This window comes from Paenibacillus sp. GCM10027630, from assembly GCF_042676305.1.
Taxonomy (GTDB): Bacteria; Bacillota; Bacilli; order Paenibacillales; family NBRC-103111; genus Paenibacillus_S.
In genome coordinates, this window is record NZ_JBHTGY010000090.1 from 20588 (window position 1) to 43164 (window position 22577).

Annotated in this window: 17 protein-coding genes and 1 riboswitch; of the genes, 13 read left to right on the forward strand and 4 right to left on the reverse strand. The window is 44.9% G+C overall.

Features of this window, described 5'->3' with window-relative positions; all coding sequences use genetic code 11:
• Window positions 1–34: 34 nt before the first annotated feature.
• Together ACFQ0C_RS33730 and ACFQ0C_RS33735 are read right to left on the reverse strand one after the other, a co-directional pair.
• On the reverse strand, window positions 35–856 hold the full coding sequence (locus ACFQ0C_RS33730; RefSeq protein ID WP_379373553.1) for a sugar phosphate isomerase/epimerase family protein: 822 nt from the start codon (window positions 854–856) through the stop codon (window positions 35–37).
• Window positions 857–875: 19 nt separating this feature from the next.
• On the reverse strand, window positions 876–2072 hold the full coding sequence (locus tag ACFQ0C_RS33735; protein ID WP_379373555.1) for a Gfo/Idh/MocA family protein: 1197 nt from the start codon (window positions 2070–2072) through the stop codon (window positions 876–878).
• A 149-nt stretch (window positions 2073–2221) separates the two neighbouring features.
• Between ACFQ0C_RS33735 and ACFQ0C_RS33740 the strand changes: the two genes are divergently transcribed.
• The 7 genes from ACFQ0C_RS33740 (at window position 2222) to ACFQ0C_RS33770 (ending at window position 8642) form a co-directional block, all read left to right on the forward strand.
• Window positions 2222–3070 (forward strand): AraC family transcriptional regulator, encoded by an 849-nt coding sequence (locus tag ACFQ0C_RS33740; protein ID WP_258213241.1) that lies wholly within the window; start codon window positions 2222–2224, stop codon window positions 3068–3070.
• A gap of 171 nt (window positions 3071–3241) precedes the next feature.
• Window positions 3242–4042: a DeoR/GlpR family DNA-binding transcription regulator gene (locus tag ACFQ0C_RS33745; RefSeq protein WP_379373557.1), complete on the forward strand. Its 801-nt coding sequence runs from the start codon at window positions 3242–3244 to the stop codon at window positions 4040–4042.
• Window positions 4043–4107: 65 nt separating this feature from the next.
• Window positions 4108–4959, forward strand: a complete 852-nt coding sequence (locus ACFQ0C_RS33750; RefSeq protein ID WP_379373559.1) for a DMT family transporter — start codon at window positions 4108–4110, stop codon at window positions 4957–4959.
• Window positions 4960–5152: 193 nt separating this feature from the next.
• Complete coding sequence (locus ACFQ0C_RS33755; RefSeq protein ID WP_379373561.1) at window positions 5153–6211, forward strand: SIS domain-containing protein; 1059 nt, start codon at window positions 5153–5155, stop codon at window positions 6209–6211.
• 83 nt (window positions 6212–6294) lie between these two features.
• Window positions 6295–7197 carry a class II fructose-1,6-bisphosphate aldolase gene (fba, locus tag ACFQ0C_RS33760; RefSeq protein WP_379373563.1) on the forward strand — a complete coding sequence of 301 codons (903 nt, stop codon included), beginning with the start codon at window positions 6295–6297 and terminating at the stop codon, window positions 7195–7197.
• Window positions 7163–8092 (forward strand): 1-phosphofructokinase, encoded by a 930-nt coding sequence (pfkB, locus tag ACFQ0C_RS33765; protein ID WP_379373565.1) that lies wholly within the window; start codon window positions 7163–7165, stop codon window positions 8090–8092. Before fba ends, pfkB begins: the two co-directional genes overlap by 35 nt.
• Before the next feature lie 361 nt (window positions 8093–8453).
• Entirely contained in the window at window positions 8454–8642 is a 189-nt protein-coding gene (locus ACFQ0C_RS33770) for a hypothetical protein (protein WP_379373567.1), read from the forward strand.
• Window positions 8643–9024: 382 nt separating this feature from the next.
• On the opposite strand, the gene ACFQ0C_RS33775 is transcribed toward ACFQ0C_RS33770, so the two are convergent.
• On the reverse strand, window positions 9025–9978 hold the full coding sequence (locus ACFQ0C_RS33775) for a tyrosine-type recombinase/integrase (protein ID WP_379373569.1): 954 nt from the start codon (window positions 9976–9978) through the stop codon (window positions 9025–9027).
• Between the two features lie 249 nt (window positions 9979–10227).
• Here ACFQ0C_RS33775 and ACFQ0C_RS33780 point away from each other — a divergent pair, with 249 nt between their 5' ends.
• The 6 genes from ACFQ0C_RS33780 (at window position 10228) to atzF (ending at window position 20053) form a co-directional block, all read left to right on the forward strand.
• Window positions 10228–11814, forward strand: coding sequence for a methyl-accepting chemotaxis protein (locus ACFQ0C_RS33780; RefSeq protein WP_379373571.1), 1587 nt, complete (start codon window positions 10228–10230; stop codon window positions 11812–11814).
• Between the two features lie 21 nt (window positions 11815–11835).
• Window positions 11836–12261: a chemotaxis protein CheW gene (locus ACFQ0C_RS33785; RefSeq protein ID WP_379373573.1), complete on the forward strand. Its 426-nt coding sequence runs from the start codon at window positions 11836–11838 to the stop codon at window positions 12259–12261.
• 554 nt (window positions 12262–12815) lie between these two features.
• Window positions 12816–12987, forward strand: a riboswitch (guanidine-I (ykkC/yxkD leader).
• An 82-nt stretch (window positions 12988–13069) separates the two neighbouring features.
• Complete coding sequence (locus ACFQ0C_RS33790; protein ID WP_379373575.1) at window positions 13070–13786, forward strand: urea amidolyase associated protein UAAP1; 717 nt, start codon at window positions 13070–13072, stop codon at window positions 13784–13786.
• Window positions 13787–13819: 33 nt separating this feature from the next.
• On the forward strand, window positions 13820–14470 hold the full coding sequence (locus ACFQ0C_RS33795) for an urea amidolyase associated protein UAAP2 (RefSeq protein WP_379373577.1): 651 nt from the start codon (window positions 13820–13822) through the stop codon (window positions 14468–14470).
• Window positions 14471–14521: 51 nt separating this feature from the next.
• Window positions 14522–18142 (forward strand): urea carboxylase, encoded by a 3621-nt coding sequence (gene uca / locus ACFQ0C_RS33800; protein WP_379373579.1) that lies wholly within the window; start codon window positions 14522–14524, stop codon window positions 18140–18142.
• Window positions 18143–18205: 63 nt separating this feature from the next.
• The gene (gene atzF, locus ACFQ0C_RS33805; protein WP_379373581.1) at window positions 18206–20053 is read left to right on the forward strand and encodes an allophanate hydrolase; all 1848 of its coding nucleotides are present in this window, start codon (window positions 18206–18208) and stop codon (window positions 20051–20053) included.
• Window positions 20054–21187: 1134 nt separating this feature from the next.
• Here the strand turns inward: atzF and ACFQ0C_RS33810 are convergent.
• Window positions 21188–22537: an APC family permease gene (locus ACFQ0C_RS33810; protein ID WP_379373583.1), complete on the reverse strand. Its 1350-nt coding sequence runs from the start codon at window positions 22535–22537 to the stop codon at window positions 21188–21190.
• Between the last annotated feature and the right edge of the window lie 40 nt (window positions 22538–22577).

Below are 22577 nucleotides of genomic sequence, written 5' to 3' on the forward strand. Positions count from 1 at the left end.
TGTTTGTTTGTTTGTTTGAACTTGGGGACTAGGGTCACTCCCAAGCCACGCCTGCGTTATCAAGCAGCAGCTTTAAAGCTTGAATCGCTGTCACAACACGCTCCGGGTTGCTGGCTTCAGGCAAATAGTGAGTCAGATGAGGCTCTACGGATAGAAAGCCTGAATATCCGATCTGCTTTAACTCTCCTATTAGCTCAACCAGCTGCCCATCGCCCAAACCAGCCGGAACAAATTGGCGCGGCTCCACTGTTGCATCTTTGACATGAATATAGTCGATGTATGAGGACACCTTAGGATAAGCCGCAGTCATCGGGATGACATGGTTCATTACATAATTCCCCGGATCGAAGGCTGTCCGCAGATGCGGCGATTGGCAGTGCTCCAATATCTCCAGGCATCGATCATCTGTATTTCCATATAAGTTACTGTCGTTTTCGAGTAATAGAATGATATTCTCTTTGGCTGCAGCCTTAGTCAGCTGATGCATACTGTGCAGTACGTCTTCACGATAGTTTTCTACAGGCTTATTGCTTGGAGTTCTAAATGAAAAAATACGGATATAAGGCGTCTCGAAAAAATGAGCTGCAGCAATAGCGCGATCCAGCGCCTCCAACTGAGGGGTAAAATTGTCCGTGATCTCATATTTCCCGATAGGTGATCCTATCGATGAAATTCGAAAGCCGCGTTCCTGAAGCTTCGTTTTTATTAGCTGCATATCTTCTTCAGTCAAATCCAGCACATTTTTGCCCCAAACGCCCCGCAGCTCCAGATAGCGTACTCCTTCTTGCTCCAATACGTTGAGCTGTTCGTCCAAATCCGGAGAAATTTCATCCGCAAAACATGTAATTTTAACCATTCGTCAATCCCCCGTTCTATTATTTGCTGGTGCTGAATGACTTCGTGAAATCCGTATTTGCTGCGTTTTGAGCTGCTGCTGGCTTCACAAACTTGGAGGTGCGGATCAAATCACGCAGCTTGCTTTCATATTCATCTGTATCAAAAGGAACTTTGACGGTTTGCTTTTTGAAGGAAGACAGCATTATCCCATTGGCAAGGGTAAGGGAATTTACACCCTCAGTTCCATGCGCTATCAATTCTCCGGTCCCCGTCAGTATCCGCTGCGCAAACTTCTGGGTAACTACTTTATGTCCTGAAGGAGCATTCGTATTAACTGGTATTTCGGTGTACCAATTTTCCAGCTTTTCAAAACGGTTTGGCGTTTCTTGGCTGTATTTCAGCATCGAGATGCGGTTGCGGTAAAAGATCAGCTTTTCATTTTCATAAACCAGCTTGCCGTTTTCTCCGATAATTTCCATTCGGTTTGTTCCCGGTGATTCGGCAGTTGTGACGATCAAATGACCGATCATTCCATTGTCATGCTCAAAATAAGCGGTAACTTCGTCCTCGACTTCGATATTATGATACTTGCCGATATGCGCGTGGCCTGTTATTTCGGAAGGCAAGCCAAATAAGTACTGATACATATCCAGAGTATGAGGACATTGATTGGTTAAGATGCCGCCGCCTTCTCCTGCCCAAGTAGCACGCCAATCCCCACCGTCATAATAAGCTTGTGAACGGAACCAGGCTGTATGAATCCATGTAGCTCTTGTAAGCTGTCCAAGCTCTCCGCTGCTTAATATCTCTTTTATTTTCATATAAAAAGGAAGGGTGCGTTCTTGAAACATCAGCGCAAACTCAATATTCGGATTGATAAGCTTGGCCGCCTCATAGGCTTCAATTGTCTGATAAGCATCATTGAGATGAACGGCCAAAGGCTTCTCGCACATAACATGCAGCCCCCGGTGAAACGCTTCCACGCTAATTGGCGTATGATCATAATGAGGAACTGCAATAATGACGGCTTCAAGACCCGATTGGTCAAACAGCTCCTGATAAGTGTAATAAGCGGTTGTATTAGCTTTAGCTGCTACTGAGTCTGCTTTCTCTTTATTCGTGTCGCATACACCAACAAGCTCGATATTGTCCATGGTCTGTAAATATTGAACGTGATGCCCGCCGATGCCGCCTACACCGATCAGCCCGACTTTCAGCTTTGCTTGAACGCCCATAAGTATTCCGCCTCCATATTTTGTTAAATTGATTTTCAATACTTATCAGAATATATTATAATTTATGCTAGTTCCTTGTCTTTTTTGATATAAATATTGTTTTAATTGGTTTAATATTTGACATATGCAGAGAGGAGCGGGTGTCACTTATGTTCGCCGCCTATTTAGATCATATCGATCAGAACATCAAATATACGCATGTCCAAAAGCAAGTATCCAAAATCGATTTCCACCTCCACCGAGGCTGTGAAATTTATTTCTTGCTGAAGGGGGATGTTAAATATTTTGTGGAAAAAACAATCTACCCGCTGCAATTTGGAGATTTAATTATTACGAATGAGCATGAGATCCATAAGCCCGCCTTCTCTTCAGATGCACTATATGAACGAATTGTGATTGAATTTAATCCGTCGATGGCGATGTTGTTTCAGACAGCCGGCTTCGATCCGCTGGAATGCTTTTATAACCGGGCTAACGGAGAGCAGAACAAGATGTCGTTGACCCAGAAAGAAATTGCAGCGTTGGAAAGCCTTTTTATGAAATATGAATATTTGCTTAAAAATCCTTCCGGGGGGGCCGAGCTGCTGAAATTCAGCTGCTTTATGGAAATACTGGTGTTGATTAATCAGCTGTTTTTGAATCAAAAGCATTCGGATACCGGCATTAATATGCATCAGAAGCTATCGCCCATACTGGACTATATTGAACAAAACCTAGACCAGAACCTGTCGCTCGATCAACTGGAAAAAGAATTCTATATCAATAAGTATTATTTGATTAAGCTGTTTAAGAAATATACGGGTAGTACAATTCATGAGTACATTATTTACAAGAGGATCTCTTTGGCCAAAAAATATCTTTCACAAGGCAGCAATGTGACGGAGGCATGTATGAAGTCGGGCTTTAACGATTATTCTAGCTTTTTGAGGATGTTTAAGAAAAGAATTGGAGTAACGCCGAGGGAGTATCTTAAAAGCACGGAAAGCACGATTTCCTGACAAGCCTAATCTTTACCGTAGGGAAATCCCAGGGCGGGCGACTTCTTTTTGAATAAATATTTCAAATATTGATTTATTTTAAGCATATAATGATTGAAATGATCGTAATGATGTTTTAGAATGAGGGATAAGTTATTTTGGTAACCGATTGAGAAAGGAAAGTGACTGTATATGAACCAAGACGCAGGCTTGTCCAAAGGTGAGAGGCGCCGGCAAAATATAGTTAATGCGCTCAAACAACAAGGTAAAATCTCGATACAAGAGATTGTCCAATTATTTGACTGCTCGGAAGCTACGGTCCGCCGTGATCTCGATCTTCTGGAGAGAAAAGGTGCTCTTATCCGCAATTTAGGCGGGGCGGTATTGGATCAGCAATCCATGGTTAAAGAGCAGTCGTTTCTAGAGAAAAAGGAGCTGCTCTGGTTCGAGAAGGAGGCTGTTGCTCTGGAGGCTGCCTCACTTGTCGAGGAGGGCGATAGCATAGGCCTGACCGGAGGGACCACAACCTTTTTGATTGCAAGGGCGCTTAAAAAGCATGAAGGTATAACGGTTGTTACGAATGCTGTCAATATTGCTATGGAGCTTGCGGATAGTGAGGGTGTGCAGGTGCTCTTAACCGGGGGAGTCATGCGGAGAAAAAGCTATGAGCTTTGTGGGCCGCTAGCGGAAAAAATGCTGGAAAGCATTAACATCAACAAAATGTTTATGGGAATCGACGGAATAGCCGCGGAACAGGGTGTGACCACATACTCCGAATTGGAAGCGGAAATTGCCAGATTAATGATCAGGCGATCTTTGCAGACCTACGCCGTGTTTGACTATACAAAGCTGGGCAGAACCTCCTTGTTTCCTATTGCTCCGTTGTCATCCCTCCATGGCTGTATTACTAATGCCGGAGCTGATCATAAGTTGTTGGATCAAATGCGTGAGCAGGGAATTGAGCTTCATTTGACCAAGAATGAGCGTGAGTAAAGCGGCGATGATTTTTTTAATCCGAATTGAGGTTTGTATGAGATCCATATGAAAGAAGGACAGAAATGATCCAGATTGCGTTAATGCTTGTGTTAGGCTCAGGCTTGCTTCACTCTGTCTGGAATTTATTTACCAAGCAAAGCATAAATAAAAATGTGTTTTTATGGATGATTCATTTGTTTTCATCGGCTCTTCTGCTGCCTTATTTGTTGATACAATTGGATAGGCATCCATTAGAGCTTGAAGGGTACACATTGCTGGGCATCTCCTTCATTTTTCAGATCGGTTACATATTGCTGCTGTCCAAAGCTTACCAGCATGGAGAGATGTCGCAAGTTTACCCGATGATGAGGGGGCTTGGAGCTCTGCTTGTACCGATATGCAGCATCCTTATTTTCCAGGAAAAACTGTCCGCTATAGGCTGGATCGGTCTCGGATTGATCGTATTCGGCTTATTTGCCATTGCATTTTATGGTATGAATCCAAAGAACATGCCTATAAAAGCGATTACGGCGGCAGTTGGTGTAGGTGTGTGCATAACGGGTTATACATTGGCAGACAAAACGATTTTGGGGCAAGGACATATGACCCCGCTTGCGCTGCTCGAGATATCGAATCTTTCTTATGTTGTTACTTTGCTGATACCTGTGCTAATCTCCCGGCAAATCAAACAGGAATGGGCTCGCAATTGGAAGCTGATTCTTGCGGGCACGTTTTGTTCTCCCGGCTCTTATTTCCTATTTCTTTTAGCGATGAATATTGCGCCATTATCACATATTTCCCCGATTCGTGAAATTGGCACCGTATTTGGCACGCTGTTTGGTATTTGGCTGCTTAAGGAACAACAGGGATTTATGCGTATAACGATGTCTGCTTTCATTGCATTGGGAATCATATCTCTAGGTATTTGGGGTTAGGAAATAATGCACCGCAACGGTCTTCTCCTTAATCTGCAGCACGGGGGAAGGCCGTTTTTTTGTGCTGGAAATGATATATATGATATTAGCCACTAGAAAAAAAGATTGTAATAGTCAAAATAATGATTGAAATAATCATAAAATAACGATATTATGAGGGTATACAAGATTATATAACCATTTCATGGAGGTAATGAACATGTCTTTAGGTAAATTGACTGTTGCTGAAATATCCGCTCAACCCGCCGCATTATCCGCGGCAATGGAACAGCTGCAACTTCAAAGCGATTGGGTTGAGCGCTATCTTAAATCGGAACAATTCGATGAAGTGATCTTTATTGGATCAGGCTCATCGTATTATCAGGCGCTTACGATGGCGTCAACCTATAGGAAATGGCTTGGACGAAACGCTACTGCTTTGCCGTCCTCGGAGCTATATTTATTCCGCGGGCAAAATACGGCAGCAAACAGGAACTATTTGGTTGTCGGGGTATCCCGTTCCGGCGAATCTACGGAAGTTGTCCTGGCATTGGAGTCTGTTCGCGATCTTCCCCATTATACGATTTGCGGAATCACCTGCTATGAGCAAAGCACGATGGCACAGCTGGCGGAATGTCTCGTTTCACCGCTCGGGAAGGAAGAGAGCACGGTTATGACCAAGTCCTTCAGCAGCATGACCTTCATGATGCAGGCCGCCATTGCATCTGCATCTGAGCATCCGAATTTGCAAGCGGAGCTGGGTACTGTAATCGAAGCGGATGCTGATGTTGTCCAGCGTGCTGATGTTTTTATTCAAAGACTGGTTCAAGAAGAACAGCTGCATAAGTATATTTATCTCGGGATGGGCGCCTATTTTGGAATTGCACAAGAAGCATGCCTGAAAATAAAGGAAATGTCTTATGTATGGACTGAAAGCTACGGCACACTCGAATTCAGACATGGGCCTAAATCGGTGGTAGAGCCGGGCACGCTTGTATGTGTGCTGCTGTCGGAGCAAGCTAGAGCCTATGAATTGAAGGTTGCTCAAGAAATGCAGGAGTACGGAGCTTATGTGCTGGTAGTGACAGCGGAAGCAGGAGAGGACACAGCCTTTGCGGATGGTGTATTTGAAGTTGGTGGAAAGCAGCTCACGGATGAAGCTCGTACCGTATTATACCTGCCTGCCTTGCAATATTTAGGCTATTATACAGCTCTGGGTAAAGGAGTCGACCCTGATTCGCCGCGCAATTTGACGCAAGTGGTGAAAATTTAGACCGATTTATTATGATTGCAGCTAATACAGCTTGCCTGAACATAGCTTGATTTTACGATAAAACAAATAGGGAGTTAACTAATATGCCTCTTGTCTCATCTACCTTTATGCTGCAGCATGCACGGGAACATGGATATGCAGTTGTTGCTTTCAACGTTCATACACTAGAGATGCTTCAAGGTGTCGTAGAGGCGGCTGAAGAAGCTCAAGCTCCTATCATCCTGCAGTCCACTGTCGGTACAGTCAAGCATCTTGGGCCTGACTACATCGCGGCGGCAGCGACTGTAGCGGCAAACCGTTCTCAAGTTCCAATTGCTTTGCATCTGGACCATTGCTCAGATTTTAATCTGATTGTACAGTGTATCCGTGCAGGCTATACCTCGGTTATGATTGACGCTTCCCATCAGCCCTTTGAGGAAAATGTCAGACAAACGGCCAAGGTCGTTGAGATCGCCAAGGCTGCGGGCGTGAATGTTGAGGCTGAGCTTGGCAAAGTCGGCGGGGTAGAAGACGATATCGTCGTAGCCGAGCACGAAGCGCTGATGGCGGATCCGGATGATTGCGCTCGATTCATTGAACTGACTGGGGTCGATACTCTTGCACCTGCCATAGGAACAGCTCATGGTATTTATAAAGGCGAGCCCAAAATCGATTTCCAACGGATTGAACGAATCGCAACCAAAGTGGAGGTGCCTTTGGTATTACACGGCGGTTCCGGTATCCCGGAAGCTCAGGTCAGACAATGTGTATCACTCGGTATGGCCAAAATGAATGTGGCTACGGAATTGCGGATCGTTTTCTCGGATGCCATTAAGGCTGTGTTTGCAGCTAATCCGGAGGAGAATGATCCGAGGAAATATATGATTCCAGCTAAAAAAGCGCTGCATGCAGCTGCTATTGAGAAAATGAGGCTGTGCGGCACTATCGGCCGTGCTAAAGGCGGGGCATACAATGATTACAACGGTTACTCTAAACGCAGCTATTGATAAAACGTATTATGTTCCCTTATTCACCCAGAAAAGCGTAATGCGCGTCCAGCGGTTTTATGCGGAAGCTGGCGGAAAAGGAATCAACGTAGCGCGTGTTATTAGTCAACTGGGGAAGCCTGTTCTGGCAACCGGCTTCGCGGGAGGCTTTAATGGCAGGTTCATCCGGCAGGAGCTCGATCGGCAGCAAATTCAACATGATTTTGTTGAGGTTGCCGGGGAATCGAGGCTTTGTTTGAACATCATTGATGAGCTGGATGGAAGCTCAACGGAAATTTTGGAGCCGGGACCGGTCATATCCGATACTGCGATGGAGCAATTCACTGTGAAACTCAAGGAGTTGGCCAAAAGGTCCGTTGTTGTATGTATTTCGGGCAGCTTGCCTGCAGGTGTGCCCAAGGATTTCTATGCGAAGCTTATAAGCTTGGCGAAGGGAGAAGGTGCAGTTGTTCTTCTGGATACAAGCGGCGAGGCATTGCAGCGGGGAGCTGAAGCGGCGCCATATTTAATCAAGCCCAATGAGCAGGAAGCAGCCCAGCTCATAGGCAAGACAGTGAGCAATGCCAAAGAAATGATAGAACAATTGGTATCAATGGAACGAATGAATATTCCTTGTATAACTGTTTCTCTCGGCTCTGAAGGATCACTTGCCTATGTTCAAGGAGCTTATTATCGCGTAAAGCCCCCTCGGATTGATGCTGTAAACACAGTTGGCTGCGGAGATTCATTTATGGCTGGCATGGCTGTTTGTATAGCTGAAGGAAGATCGATTGAGGAATCTCTGAGCTATGCGACAGCTGTCGGAAGCGCTAATGCATTGAATGAAAAAGCAGGTTATATCAATAAAGCTGATGTTGACGAATTGCTGAAGCAAGTAAAAGTTGTGCAATTGTAAGTTGTGGAGAAGGACCTAATATCATTTTAATGGCCTTGAACTTATAGAAGCCGTCAGTCAAACCTAAAGTTTGCTGGCGGCTTCTTCAACATATAAGAAAGTTTAAGTACTTTACAGCACTAAAGTAAGATGCCCTTTCTAATATAAGTTTACCGAGGGCACCCTATTTATCCCGCAAAACAAGCTGCCTTTAAGATTGAAATATATGTATCCTCTAATGAAAGAGTTTCGATCAGAAAGCTTTTCGAAGGAATGAAAGAATGAGCGAGTAACCTGTTTACCTTGCTTATATTGAGCTCATTAGAGCTTGAGATCTTTAATGCACTCCATGATCAAGGGGATTTTTATAGGGGGAGCGGCGATGAGCCCAGAAGGATTTTGTACGGAACTGAAAGTTCCGCTATTCCATCATTTGAGTCCAATCTGGGGCGATAGCGGAAGTGGGAATTCCGTTATGTTGGCCGAATGGAGCATGTACGCACAAAAACAGAGCAATAACGGAACTGGCTGTTCCTTTATCGCTCTGATTTTTGGACTTTTCAGGCGATAAAGGAACAATTACTTCCGCATTGCCCTTCACTTAAAGCATTCCATTTAAAGGAATACGACTTCAACAGTAGCCTATGAAATCTTTCATTTATACAAGTAACCACATTATTTTAGTCGGCATTTGTTTTCTGATTCACCATTTTTACAATAGATCCGCTTCTAAAGCAGTCTCCAATTATAATTTTTTGTTAAGGTAATGGTATAATTGCAGCAGTTATAGTCCAAATTAACTAAAACATAGAAAAGTTCGTACAATTTGCGTTGTTCGTGCTTTTTGTTATTTTTTCTGCGAAAAATGTCAAATTATATCGATTATATTACCCATATTATAGTAAAAAGCAACTAATAAAACAACTCAAATGGAATGTCATAGGTACAATTACCTATATGTAATCCTTTAAGAAATCCTCTACATAATCCGGGGCTGCTTTATTAATTTGTTGCACTGTGTGAAGGTATCGTTGTGTTGTATTAATATGTGTATGTCCAAGCGATTCTTGAACCTGCTGCAAGGAAGCTCCCTTGAGTAGAGCTAAGGTAGCATTTGTGTGCCTGAGCCAGTGGGGTGTTACTTTTTTGTCAACCCCCCAGTCTTCACGGGCTTTTTGTATGATTTTTTCAATTGCTCGTACACTTAATGGGAAGAGGCGTTTATTATGGGGGTCTATCTTGTCTTTCGTATGTGTGGAAAGCTGCTGGATTAAATTCCATAGCAGCTGTGGAACTTTTACTTCTCGTTGTTTCCCCCCTTTACCGTTAACTGTCAACCACATAGTCGTTTCTTGTGGATCTGTATGAAAGTCCCCCCATTCTATAGACGTTAATTCAGATACTCTTAATCCTAATAGAACAAGAGTTAATCCGATTACATAGTCTCGCAATCCTCTTTGTTTAAGCTGCGCGATTAGAGAAACTACCTCATTTTTTGTTAAATAATGATTCCCGCTTGTTACGGATACTCTGGGACTACGAACGCAAGTAGTAGGATTTTTTTCGAAAATTCCAATATTGGGATCGCTTCCCCAAGCATAAAGAGAGCGAATAGGCGCTATATGGACAGCAACGGTTGCAGGCGCCTGCGGCAAATTGCTTCTGCTGAAATATCCTTGAATCAGGCCGAGCTTATATACCTCGATTTCTCTCCAAGTAACTTCCTTTAGTGACTTATGCTTTATAAAGGCTCGAAATTTATTAATGGCGTTTCTGTAATTTCTGAGTGTGTACTTAGAGCGATGACATGCGGCTAAAAACATATTTACAATTTGTTCATCCGTGTACTCTCTGTTGTTCTCCAAATGCAATGAAATGTCAGGTAAAGTCTTTAGCAGCTGTTGCATGGTTGCCTCCTATAATTGTTCGAACAACGCAAATTGTACGAACTATATTTTAGCATGAAAACCCAATAATTAGTTTATGTAAATAAACTTCTTAGAATCATCCAAAAAGAAAGTTATAAATTCCACCATTCATGGCGGGATTCTATATCTCCTTATTTAAAATATGTGAAAGTGAGGTGAAGGGGCGGCGTTAATTATTCGTAGACAGCAACGAAAGCTATAAAATTTTAAGGATGAGGTGCTAGTAATATGAGATGGTTCTACAATCTAAAAACGTCAGCAAAATTGATTTCAGCTTTCATGGTAGTTGCAATGATTTTGGGCCTTGTAGGTTTTTATGGACTTAATACCATGAGTAAACTGAATAATGGGATGAAATCCATCTACGAAGATAATTTTTTGCCATCCGTCCTTTTGCTCGATACTCAAGTTTTATATCAAAGAATAAGGATAAATCTGAGGGATCTGCGGGATGCTGACCCTGTCAAGAAGCGGGAATTCGAGCAAATAATCAAAGATATTACGAAAGAAGCTAACGGGAAGCTTGAAGCCTATAAGAAAACAAATTTATCTGCTGAGGAATCAGAGGTTTTTGAACGTATTATGCCGAAATGGCAGGCTTACAATAAAGCGTCAGACCAGGCTATTGCTTTAATTTATGCCGGGAGGGACGCTGAGGTTAATCTTATGCTTTCCGAAGGAGATTTGAAAAAATTCGGAGGGGAGTTCAACGATTTATTGGATAAATTAACCGAAATTAGTGTGAAAACGGCGGATAAAGCTAATAAAAATGGAGATGAGACTTACACTTCTTCCAGAATGGTCACGATTAGCATTATTGTTGCTGCCCTGCTTCTAAGTATCGGTTTGGGTTATGCCATCTCACAAATTATTACCCGTCCCTTAAGCCGCATTGTCGAACTGGTGACTAAAGTGGCAAACGGAGATTTAACGGAAACATCCGAAATCAATACGAAAGATGAAGTGGGTCAACTGGCGAATTCGACAAATGAAATGATCTTGAATTTACGTAAAATTATCGGTTCGGTATTGTCTTCTTCGGGAAGCCTGTCAGCTGCAGCTCAGCAAATATCGGCTAGCACAGAGGAGATAGCAAGCGGAAGCTTGAGTCAAGCCGATGCAGCTCAGACGATGAATGAATTATTTCGTGAGCTGGCGTCCGCAATTAACTCAGTTGCTCGTGGTGCAGAAGAAGCTTCTGAATTAGCGGATCATACAGTAAGACTTGCACAAGAAGGAAGTCAAGTGCTTCGTTCATCTATTGACGGGATGAATTTAGTTAATAATCAGATGTCCATGCTGGAAGAAGATTCGAATAAAATCGGAGAAATTATCGAAGTTATCGACGACATTGCTGATCAGACCAATCTTCTAGCCCTTAATGCTGCTATCGAAGCTGCAAGAGCCGGGGATCAGGGGAGAGGTTTTGCTGTAGTAGCTGATGAAGTACGTAAGCTCGCGGAACGAAGCAGTGAAGCTACCAAGCAGATCACTGCAATTATAAAAGGTATGCAGCGGAATACGTTGCTCAGTATATCAGCGGTAAAAGAGGGGGTTGTATCATCGCAAAAAACGGGGGAAGCCTTTGAAAGCATTGTTACGTTGGTCAATGAGTCTGCTAGTAAAGTGACGGAAATTGCTGCAGCAAGTGAAGAGCAGGCTGCACAAACTTCCGAGGTTATGATTTCAATCGAAAGCATATCGGCAGTAACCGAAGAATCAGCTGCTAGCAGCGAAGAAACAGCATCGACTGCCCAATCCCTTGCCCTGCTTGCGGAGGAGTTGAACAGTACGGTGGAAGCTTTTAAAATATAATAGTTCAAGAAGGGGAAAGAGATGGAGCCCACCAAGCAGGTGCAATACATTGAAATCGGCATCGGTAAAGAAAGATATGCGCTTAGAATAGACGATATCCACGAGATTATTAAGATGCAGGATATTACAGTCATTCCTCACGCCAATCCATACATAAAAGGAGTTATCAACTTAAGAGGCAAAGTTATTGCGGTGATCAGCTTGCGGAATCGATTAGGTTGTATTGAAGAAGCTTATTCGAAGCTAACCCGGATTGTTGTGGTTAATTATAAGGAAAGTATGGTAGGGCTTATCGTAGATAGGGTGCATCACGTAACTTCTTTCTCTGCTATTCAGCCTCCTCCGAAAACTATAGGCGAGCTGCAGGATTCTTGTTTCACAGGAGTAGGTCGGACAGAGGGTGGTTTGGTATTTATTTTGAAGCTTGGGCATGTTCTTCAGGAATAGAAGGGGGGAGTCGATGTCGATGAAGTCAACTACTCAACTGCAATGGGCTTTTGATGAAATCAAGCAATTGACTCATGAAATGGAGTATATATTGGAACGGGTACAATAAACAAGGTGCGTCTACGTATTGGCGATGTAGGGGCAGGCTCTGTAGAAGAGCAAGGTCTGCATTATCATCTCTTGAAGACCATAAATGACTAAGTAAAGCGAGGGAATTAGAAGAACAAGGCATTCGTGTTGTTGTCGAATACGTATCAGAACCGCAGCTGAGTGCAGCGCAGTGGATGAAATAAAAGGAATTCAAGAAGAGACGAGCATCCCATTCCACTTTCGGCACAGTGGTGCGGGATGTTTTTAATTTACATCGAAACTACAACTATAGACGCAAGTCGGCCTGTTATGTGCCTTCTATTAAACATTTCATCGAACTAACGATCGCTAATGTAACTAAACCTAACATAACTGTTGACAAAAACCCATTTTGTGCAATATACTACCAATAGACGTAAGGTTTGAAAAATTGAATAAAGGTTCTCATGGAGTTAGGATGGGGACAAAAAGCTGTCTAGGGTTCCGTTGATTACGGTGAGGCGAGAGGTGCAAGAAGCTATCGTCTATAGCAATCAGTAGTCGAGTCTGGTCCGAGAGACAGTGTATAGAAGGCGTCGGACGGATCGTACGATGAGCGCTTTCTATATAACACGGAAGGATAAAAGCCTGGGAGATCATATCTCCCAGGCTTTATTTTTTTTCTATGGCTGGCATTTTTCCTTGACGAACATAATCATTGTTGTGGGAGGTATATGGAATGAATAGTTTATGGAGCATGACAATAGGTGCTGGTGGTAAATGGTCGGGGGTGGTCGGTCGTGGTAAATTAATTCGTTTTACAGCGCTGGATGCTGGGGCGAATCTCTCCATGCTGATGTATAACGCTAAGGATTTATCGGAGCGCTACAATATGCCGGATACATTAAAGGCGCAGCATACCTCACATCTGACTAAAGGGAATGTGCTGATGAGTGATAACGGCCGTGTCCTGGCGAGTATTGTAGAGGATAGTCTGGGATGGCATGATACGATTTGTGGTTATACAACCCGGGCGGCTACAGATGCTAAATATGGAGCGACGAATTATCAGCAATTACGCAATGAGTGGCTGCGCAGCGGACAAGAGAATTTTGAAGTGGAGCTGGTGAGGAATGGATTGGGCCGACGTGATTTAACGCCAGTAGTTAACCTGTTCTCTAAAGTATTTTGTGATGATAAGGGTGATATGTGTTTTAGTGCGGATCATTGCAAGGAAGGTGCGGCCTTAACTTTACGTACAGAGATGGATACTTTGTTTGTTTTATCCAATACGCCTAATCCGCTCGATACAAGTGCGGCCTACCCTTCTGTTCCTGTAAAGATTGAAGTGTTATCTGCTGAGCCGGTAAGTTCTATGGATTATTGTGTGAATTATCGCCCGGAAAACCGCCGTGCCTATGAGAACACTTGGGAATATTACTTGCTGTTAGGCTGAAACTAAATCGATACCCTTAGGAGGAAACTTGAAATGGCTGTATTTAATAGAGTGGAAAGTGCACGCAGCGTAGAGGATGCGGTATTTAGTGAAATAGTGAATGCGGGGGATGGCTGGATGCACGAGCTGCAGCCAGGTCAAGTGCTTCGAATTGTAGATTTGGAGGGCAATCAAGCTGCGGATACGTTGTTCTTCGATGCTGATCATCCGGACGATCATTATAGCGCGGTTGCGACAATTGCCGGTCAAGGTAACGTGTATCTTACAACGGGTTCGGTGCTGCGTTCTGAATCAGGCAAAGAACTGCTTGCGATCGTAGCTGATACATGCGGACGTCATGATACGTTAGGTGGAGCTTGCTCTGCGCAGAGCAATACAGTGCGCTATTCGCATGATAAGCTGCCCATGCACAGCTGCCGAGATACATTCATGCTGCAAATGTCCCGACATAATGGGGGTTATTCCAAAAGAGACCTTGCCCCGAATATTAACTTTTTCATGAATGTGCCTGTAACTCCGGATGGAGGATTACGGTTTGCGGATGGCGTCTCGGCTCCCGGCTGTTATGTGGAAATGCAGTCATTATGCCGCACGATGGTGCTGATCAGCAATTGCCCTCAGCTGAATAATCCGTGCAATGCTTATAATCCAACACCTATACAACTTCTAATTTGGGATAAATAATAAGGGCAATTGTCGGACTCGACTAATACTACATGAAACGAGGTTATCGCTATGTTTACAAAAGTTCTAATTGCTAATCGTGGTGCTATCGCGGTGCGGATTGAACGCTCTCTACGCAAGCTTGGCATAGAATCTGTTGCTGTATATACACAAGCTGATCAGGATAGCCTTCATGTAGACCATGCGGATGAAGCGGTGCTTATCGGAGAGGGGCCGGCCAAAGAAAGTTATCTGAATGCGCAATTAATTTTGAAAACAGCTATTGAAAAGGGTGCGCAAGCCATCCATCCGGGCTATGGCTTCTTAAGTGAAAATGCGGACTTTGCTCGTGCGTGCCGTGAGCATGGAATTACTTTTATAGGTCCGACACCGGAGCAGATGGAAATGTTCGGTCTGAAGCATTCGGCCAGGGAAATTGCAGAAAAAGCTGGTGTTCCTATGCTGCCTGGTACCGCTCTGATCAGAGAACTGGAAGAAGCGCTGAAGCAAGCGCGTGAAATAGGTTATCCGGTTATTCTCAAAAGCACTGCGGGTGGCGGCGGGATTGGAATGCGTGTGTGCGAGGGTGAGGAAGCTTTGTGCTCTGCTTATGATGGAGTGCGACATTTGGCAGAAACCAACTTTAAGAACGGCGGTATGTTTCTTGAAAAATATATTGCCAAAGCACGCCATGTAGAGGTTCAAATTTTTGGAAATGCCTTTGGTGAGGTTGTCACCTTAGGGGAGCGCGATTGCTCGATTCAACGCCGTAACCAAAAGGTGATTGAAGAGAGTCCTGCGCCTAATTTGTCGGAGCAAGTGCGTACAGCAATGCTGGAATCTGCAAAGCGATTGGCGTCGGAAGTTGGCTATAGAAGTGCAGGAACGGTTGAGTTCCTTTATGATCCGGAGTCTTACGAATTTTATTTTCTGGAAGTGAATACGAGGCTGCAAGTTGAACATGGTGTATCTGAAGAAGTATTGGGTATTGATTTGGTGGAATGGATGATTCGCGAGGCGGCGGATGAGCTGAAAGATTTGCAATCGCTCATTAAACCATCCCAAGGTCATAGTATTCAAGCGCGTATTTATGCGGAGGATTGCTTGCAAAACTTCCGTCCGAGCGCAGGTCAGCTGGATCATGCCATATTTTCAAAACAAGCAAGAATCGAGACCTGGATTAGGGACGGGATCACCGTTACTACGTTATATGATCCAATGTTAGCCAAAATTATTGTTCATGGTGAAAATCGGGAGGCTGCTATACAAAAACTGGCTGATGCTCTCGAAGAGACTCGGTTATATGGCATTACTACAAATCTCCAGTATATAAAGGCTCTGTTAAATGAAGATGATTGCGTAGAAGGAAACGTATATACCCAATTATTGAATGGTTTCGCTCCTGCGGAGCATGCGTTGGAGGTTGTGGACGGCGGCGTTCAGTCGACGGTTCAGGATTGGCCGGGGCGCGTAGGTCACTGGGATGTTGGGGTTCCTCCATGCGGGCCAATGGATCCATACTCCTTCCGAATCGGCAATAAATTGCTGGGCAATGATGATAATGCGAGCGGTCTTGAATTGACGTTACGCGGAGGCTCTTATAAGTTTCGGAATGCTATCTGGTTTTGTGTGACTGGAGCCGATATGCAAGCGGTGTTAGATGGGACTGTCATTCCGATGTATAGGCCGATTCAGGCGAGCAGGGGGCAGGTATTAAGCTTCGGGGAAGCCAGAGCGGGAATGCGCACTTATTTACTTGTAACCGGTGGATTTGATATGCCGCAAATTCTTGGTAGCTCCTCGACCTTCACATTGGGTGGTTTTGGTGGTCATGGGGGTCGTGCATTACGAGTGGGTGATGTGCTTGGTGTAAATAAGGCGGCTAAAGAGCCTTTTGAAAGAAGCGAGCTCGAAAACTTCCATAGACCAGCTTTGTCGAATGCTTGGACGATTGGGGTTATTCCGGGTCCGCACTGTACTGAGGAGTTTCTGCTGCCTGACTATTTAACACAATTGACGGAAACGAATTGGGAGGTGCATTTCAACAGCTCACGTACCGGAGTTCGACTTATTGGTCCTGCACCGCTGTGGACGCGCGAGGATGGTGGTGAAGCGGGTCTGCATCCTTCCAATATTCATGACAATGCGTATGCTATAGGTACTCTTGATTTGACCGGTGATATGCCCATTCTGCTTGGTCCTGATGGTCCGAGTCTTGGGGGCTTCGTATGCCCCGTTACTACGGCGTCGGCGGAATTTTGGAAAATAGGGCAATTGCACCCTGGTGATACTATCCGCTTTCAATTGCTGACACTAACAGAGGCGGATGAGCTCCGAACAACTCAGGAGGGCCATCTATATGCAATTGGCAGCGGTAAACGATCGAATCTGGATCAAGTAAATCTCCCTCAAGCAAGCACCCAATTAACACCGGATTATCCTTTGTTGGCAAAAGAGGAGCTTAACCGTAGATTCCCGATTACTATCCGCTGCTCGGGCGATGAAAACCTTTTGGTTGAATACGGTTTGATGGAGCTTGATCTCCTTCTTCGTTTTCAAGTCCATGCTTTGATGCAAGCTATTGAGGAGTGTGGAGAGATTCCTGTTCTGGATCTGACACCTGGAATTCGTTCATTACAAATCCACGTTGACCGTTCAAAAATGAGTATAGATGAAGCTTGTCGCAAGATTCTGGAGTTGGACAGTCACTTGCCTCCGTTGGAATCCATTCGGGTACCGTCGCGGATTGTGCGGTTGCCGCTTTCGTGGGATGACCCGGCGACGCAGCTTGCTATTGAACGTTATCAGCAGACGGTACGTCCCGATGCGCCTTGGTGCCCTAGCAATATTGAATTTATTAGGCGCATCAATGGTCTTGCGAGTGAGGAAGAAGTGAAAGAGATTGTATTTAATGCCAACTACCTTGTAATGGGATTAGGCGACGTATATCTTGGGGCTCCGGTTGCAACGCCTATAGATCCACGGCATCGCCTTGTCACTACAAAATACAATCCTGCACGTACTTGGACGCCTGAAAATGCCGTTGGTATCGGGGGAGCTTACATGTGTGTGTATGGAATGGAAGGTCCTGGAGGATACCAGTTTGTAGGTCGCACCATTCAAATGTGGAACCGTCTGCGCAGTACAGAGAGCTTCAAGGAAGGTAAACCGTGGCTGCTGCGCTTTTTTGATCAAATCCAATTTTTCCCTGTTGAAGCAGATGAACTGTTAAAAATGCGTGAGGATTTCTTGCGTGGCCGGTTTGAGGCTGATATTGCAGAAACAACCTTTGATCTGGGAGAATATTTGCAATTTCTTGAGTCGATTGAAGAAAGTGCGGAAGTATTTCGCAAGCAGCAGCAGGCTGCCTTCAATGTGGAGCGGGAGAGCTGGAAAGCGTTGGGCCTTGCGGAATATGTATCGGAGAGTGAATCGGCAAAAGCTTCAGTAGAAGATGAGCTGCCGCCTGGAGCTTCGGCTGTTCGCTGCACAATGCCAGGGAGTGTTTGGAAGGTGCTTGTATCCCCGGGCCAGCAGGTAAAGAAAGGCGATACGTTAATTATAGAAGAAAGTATGAAAATGGAATTTCCGCAGCAAGCTCCTTGTGATGGGACTGTATCTTCTGTGTTTGTGAATCCCGGAGATGAAGTTCATGCCGGACAGCTGATTGTCAGCCTTGTAAATATTGCTTGATTAGTTTCGTGAGAAGGACGCCCTTGGATCTTGGAGACAACTTAAAGGAGAGGTGTCATCTATATGATAAAAGAAAATATTCCGCAAGAGCTTTCCTTGCAGTGGATTCGGGATAAGTATCTTGACCGAAAAGTTACACCGGATGAAATTATTGAAGAAATTATTAATCGTGTAAATGAAGATATCGAAATGAACATTTGGATTACACCGCCGACGCTGGAAAGAGTGCAGCCTTACTTGGATCGGCTGCAAGCTCTTGATCCTGCGGATTCGCCGCTATGGGGAATCCCATTTGCTATAAAGGATAATATAGATTTGGCAGGAGTGCCCACAACAGCGGGCTGTGCGGAATATGCTTACACGCCAAGCGAGCATGCGGCGGTGGTGGAAAGATTGGTTGCCGCAGGCGCCATACCTCTGGGCAAAACCAACTTGGACCAGTTCGCCACAGGTCTTGTTGGAACGAGAAGCCCTTATGGCGAAACGCATAATTCGTTGCGGCCCGAGCTTATAAGCGGTGGGTCCAGCTCTGGCTCGGCTGTTGCTGTAGCCCGAGGGCACGCGGTCTTCTCGCTTGGCACCGACACGGCCGGTTCGGGCCGTGTACCGGCGGCGTTGAACCGCCTTGTAGGCTACAAGCCAAGCCTTGGCGCTTGGTCCACCAAAGGCGTAGTTCCTGCTTGTGCAAGCCTTGATTGTGTCACAGTATTTGCGCATAGCTTGGAGGATGCATTGGCTGTGGATAGTATCGCAAGGGGAGTTCATAGCGCGGATCCTTGGTCAAGGAGTCTGCCGAAGCCATCGCTCGAGCTTCCCGCGAAAATTTACTTGCCGGAGCATCCGCTGGATTTTTATGGCCCTTATGCAGATGAATATAGCCGTGCGTGGAATATTTCAGTTGAGAAAATTAAAGCGTTAAATATTCCTATTGAGTATATAGACTATGGGATGTTTTCAGAAGCGGCAGCTATCCTGTACGGTGGGTCGCTAGTTGCAGAACGGTGGGCTGGGTTGGGAGGTTTTATTGAATTGCACCCGGGTGTGGCCTTCCCTGTGACTGAGCAGGTTCTGCGTTCCGGTGCTGCTGCTGAATATGATGCTGCTTCTGTGTTTCGGGCTATGCATAAACTGCAAGCTTTCAAGCTTGCAGCAAGGGAATTGCTGCGGGATGCGGTAATGGTGATGCCAACGGCTGGGGGGACTTGGACTCGTGAACAGGTTCGTTCAAATTCTATCGGAGCCAATAGTGATATGGGGCGTTATACGAATCATTGCAATCTGCTTGATTTGTGTGCGGTAGCCGTTCCGTCGGTTGATGCGGCTTCTGATATGCCGTTTGGCATTACATGGTTTGCCCTCTCGGAGAATGAGGGATTAATATGCGGAGCTGCGGAAATGTTTACGAATGGCGTAGTGACATCTGCCGGGGCACCGAAGCTTTCTGTAGATGCATATGCAGCAGAAGTGGGCCCAAACACGTTATCCGATGCGGCAAATGGGAGTGGGGCCTCTGTTCTTGAAGGTTTAGCCCCAGCAACGACCTTGGTCGCTGTTTGCGGACTGCATATGCGAGGCTTCCCGCTGGAGCAGCAGATGAAAGCATGCGGTGCGCAGTTCATTCGCGAAGCATCTACGGCGGCCAAATATGTAATGGTTAAGCTGCCGACAGTACCGGCTAAGCCTGGGTTGATCAAACGGCAAATGGGCGGTGCATCCATACGATTGGAAGTGTGGGAAATGCCGCTGGAGGCGTTCGGTTCTTTTGCGGCATCCATCCCTGCACCTCTAGGTATCGGAAAAGTTGAGCTTGAAGACGGTTCGGAGGTTCCTGGTTTTGTTTGTGAGGGTTATGCAATCGATGGAGCGGAGGATATTACAGCTTCAGGCGGTTGGAGGTATATATATAGGTAGTTGTGATAGTTGCGGCACTGTCTTGGCTCATTGCCTTGATGGTGCATTTTTTTGCCTTTGTAGAAAGTTTGAAGTTTTTTCAGCCTAGAAATATGAGGAAGAAGCGCTTGCTTTATTTGCATGAGAGCTTGGGATTTTGAATGCATTCACGCCATGTGTAGAAAAGGTTTTTTGTATGGATAACGGGTAATGTTGCTATGATGTCTGCAGGAGTTGAGTGGAACAAAATTTCCGTTATTCAGGCTATCGCGACCTATTTAGGGCAATAGCGGAAGTTGGATTTCCGTTATTCTGGGCAAAAGGGATTATTGCAAGTGAAATCAGAGAGATAAAGGAAGTTGCTGTTCCGTTATCCCTTTGTTTTTTGTGCTTTCCAGGTCATAGAGGAACAATTACTTCCGTTGATAAGGATGAAATCTAATAATTTGCCGTACATTCGCGGTATTCCGGGAGGATTGGGCACGCGGCAAATTTTATATGACAATCAATGTTCGAAAATAAGTTTCGGTGAATTGATTCTGAAGGGAGGCCTCAAATGCTTTAATTCGGATTGTTCGGGATCATTAGTGTTTTGTCAAATGGCCTTAAGGGGAAGTAGGTGTTATTACTGTACAATCCAAGTTTCATGTACAGAAAATGCTGCTATGGAGCACGCAGGCAGCACAGAAACCATGGGTAATCGACAATACGGGCAACAAAGTAAACATAGGTAACATAGGTAACGTAGCAATAAGGCGGCATAGGCAACATGGATGACACGGGCAACGAAGGTGGCAAAGGCAACATAGATAACATGGGAAACATAGGCGACACAAGCAACATAATCGACATCGACAGCAAAGGCAACGTAGGCAACATAGGTAATAGACATCATCTAGAATATAGACATCATCGACGACGCAGGCGACAACGGATTCAAAGGTTGGTTGGGATAGAGATAGTGGAAGTTATCGAAGAGTAGAACAACTGAGGGAATGGGTATGGGGTGAAGAAACGATAGTGTCCGCCTTTGAAGCTTGTGTTCCTACCGCTGCAAGCTATTAATTCAAGGAACACGAGCTTCAAGAGCGGTCGGAATCCCATGCCCGATTCCCTCCCCATGCACAAACGTATGGGTTTAGACGGTTTGGATGTTTATAATTCGTTCGAAAATGTAGGCGCTGGATGAGTTTGCATATCACGTGATGATTTGGCGACGGACTTGAGTGAGTTCTTTTGATAAAAGTGATAAGCCATGCCTAACAGGAGCCATAACAATCCGATTAGTAAAGCGTTTTTGTCTAAAAGGGATAACAACCATCCGATAAAGCTGGCCCCGGTCAACGGAAATACCAGATACACAATCGTTTGCTTGAAGGAACGCTGCTTATCCTTAATGTAACGCTGTACGATGACGGATAAATTGACGAAGATGAAAGCGGTAAGAGCTCCGAAGCTCACGAATTTAACGGCTGTCTCCAAGCTGATGACTAGAGCAAGCAGTGAGAATAGGCTGACAATTGTAATATTGATAACAGGTGTTTTGAACTTCGAGTGAAGAGTGCCGAAAACTCTCTTTGGCAGCTCGGAGTCGCGTCCCATTACATATAACAGACGGGAGGTGCTCGCTACTGAAGATAGTCCCTGGGTAAAAATGGCGAGAATGAGCACGGTAATAAATAGTGCGGATAGACCGGCTCCACCGATGAGCGTTACGACTTCAAAGCCTGCTGAATCTATATTTTGGAAGCTCATATTTGGAAAGGCGAGCTGGGTTAAATACGAGGGAACCATGTATAAAACAATAGCGATCGAAATAATGATAAGGATTGCTTTGGGAATCGTCTTTTTGGCGTCAATTGTTTCTTCAGCCATTGTTGTGACGGAATCAAATCCTAGAAAACAGAAGCAGATGATTGATGCGCCGGCCAATATGGTGGAAAGAGGGACTTCTGATTGAATCAAAGGCTGTAGCGGATGAACAACGCCAGTTAGGTTTTTTATCAAAAATGCACAGAATACAACGATAAAGACCATTTGAATCCAAACAAAAATTTTACTGATATTCGCTGAAAAGTTAATTCCCATAACATTGATAATTGCAAGAATTGCATTAAGTATAATGATCCACACATAGGCAGGGATTGATGGGAATTGGGCATGCAAGTAAATGCCGAATGTCAAGCATGCGATCAGCGGGGAGAATAAGTAATCGAGCAGCAAAGCCCATCCGACAAGAAACCCGAGCGCGGGGTGAATGCTTTTCTTGACATAGGTGTATGCGGAGCCGGAGGTTGGGAAAGTTTTGGACATGATACCATAGCTGCAGGCTGTGAAAAAAATAGCGAGAAATGCAAGTAAATACGCTTGAGTCAGCATGCCTTGTGAGGTTTCATAAGCAATGCCGTAGACGGAAAAATAAATCATCGGAGTCATCCAGGCGAGACCGAGATAAACGACTGGAAACAATGTGAGTGATTTGCGTAAGGATACTTCTGTCTTCATGATAGGACACTCCTCAAAGTTCGGATCTTCTCTGCGAATA

Excerpts from the sequence above, each read along its gene's own strand:
- ACFQ0C_RS33730 (WP_379373553.1), bottom strand. The coding sequence starts at position 856 with ATGGTTAAAATTACATGTTTTGCGGATGAAATTTCTCCGGATTTGGAC.
- ACFQ0C_RS33735 (WP_379373555.1), bottom strand. The coding sequence starts at position 2,072 with ATGGGCGTTCAAGCAAAGCTGAAAGTCGGGCTGATCGGTGTAGGCGGC.
- ACFQ0C_RS33740 (WP_258213241.1), top strand. The coding sequence starts at position 2,222 with ATGTTCGCCGCCTATTTAGATCATATCGATCAGAACATCAAATATACG.
- ACFQ0C_RS33745 (WP_379373557.1), top strand. The coding sequence starts at position 3,242 with ATGAACCAAGACGCAGGCTTGTCCAAAGGTGAGAGGCGCCGGCAAAAT.
- ACFQ0C_RS33750 (WP_379373559.1), top strand. The coding sequence starts at position 4,108 with ATGATCCAGATTGCGTTAATGCTTGTGTTAGGCTCAGGCTTGCTTCAC.
- ACFQ0C_RS33755 (WP_379373561.1), top strand. The coding sequence starts at position 5,153 with ATGAACATGTCTTTAGGTAAATTGACTGTTGCTGAAATATCCGCTCAA.
- fba (WP_379373563.1), top strand. The coding sequence starts at position 6,295 with ATGCCTCTTGTCTCATCTACCTTTATGCTGCAGCATGCACGGGAACAT.
- pfkB (WP_379373565.1), top strand. The coding sequence starts at position 7,163 with ATGATTACAACGGTTACTCTAAACGCAGCTATTGATAAAACGTATTAT.
- ACFQ0C_RS33770 (WP_379373567.1), top strand. The coding sequence starts at position 8,454 with ATGAGCCCAGAAGGATTTTGTACGGAACTGAAAGTTCCGCTATTCCAT.
- ACFQ0C_RS33775 (WP_379373569.1), bottom strand. The coding sequence starts at position 9,978 with ATGCAACAGCTGCTAAAGACTTTACCTGACATTTCATTGCATTTGGAG.
- ACFQ0C_RS33780 (WP_379373571.1), top strand. The coding sequence starts at position 10,228 with ATGAGATGGTTCTACAATCTAAAAACGTCAGCAAAATTGATTTCAGCT.
- ACFQ0C_RS33785 (WP_379373573.1), top strand. The coding sequence starts at position 11,836 with ATGGAGCCCACCAAGCAGGTGCAATACATTGAAATCGGCATCGGTAAA.
- ACFQ0C_RS33790 (WP_379373575.1), top strand. The coding sequence starts at position 13,070 with ATGAATAGTTTATGGAGCATGACAATAGGTGCTGGTGGTAAATGGTCG.
- ACFQ0C_RS33795 (WP_379373577.1), top strand. The coding sequence starts at position 13,820 with ATGGCTGTATTTAATAGAGTGGAAAGTGCACGCAGCGTAGAGGATGCG.
- uca (WP_379373579.1), top strand. The coding sequence starts at position 14,522 with ATGTTTACAAAAGTTCTAATTGCTAATCGTGGTGCTATCGCGGTGCGG.
- atzF (WP_379373581.1), top strand. The coding sequence starts at position 18,206 with ATGATAAAAGAAAATATTCCGCAAGAGCTTTCCTTGCAGTGGATTCGG.
- ACFQ0C_RS33810 (WP_379373583.1), bottom strand. The coding sequence starts at position 22,537 with ATGAAGACAGAAGTATCCTTACGCAAATCACTCACATTGTTTCCAGTC.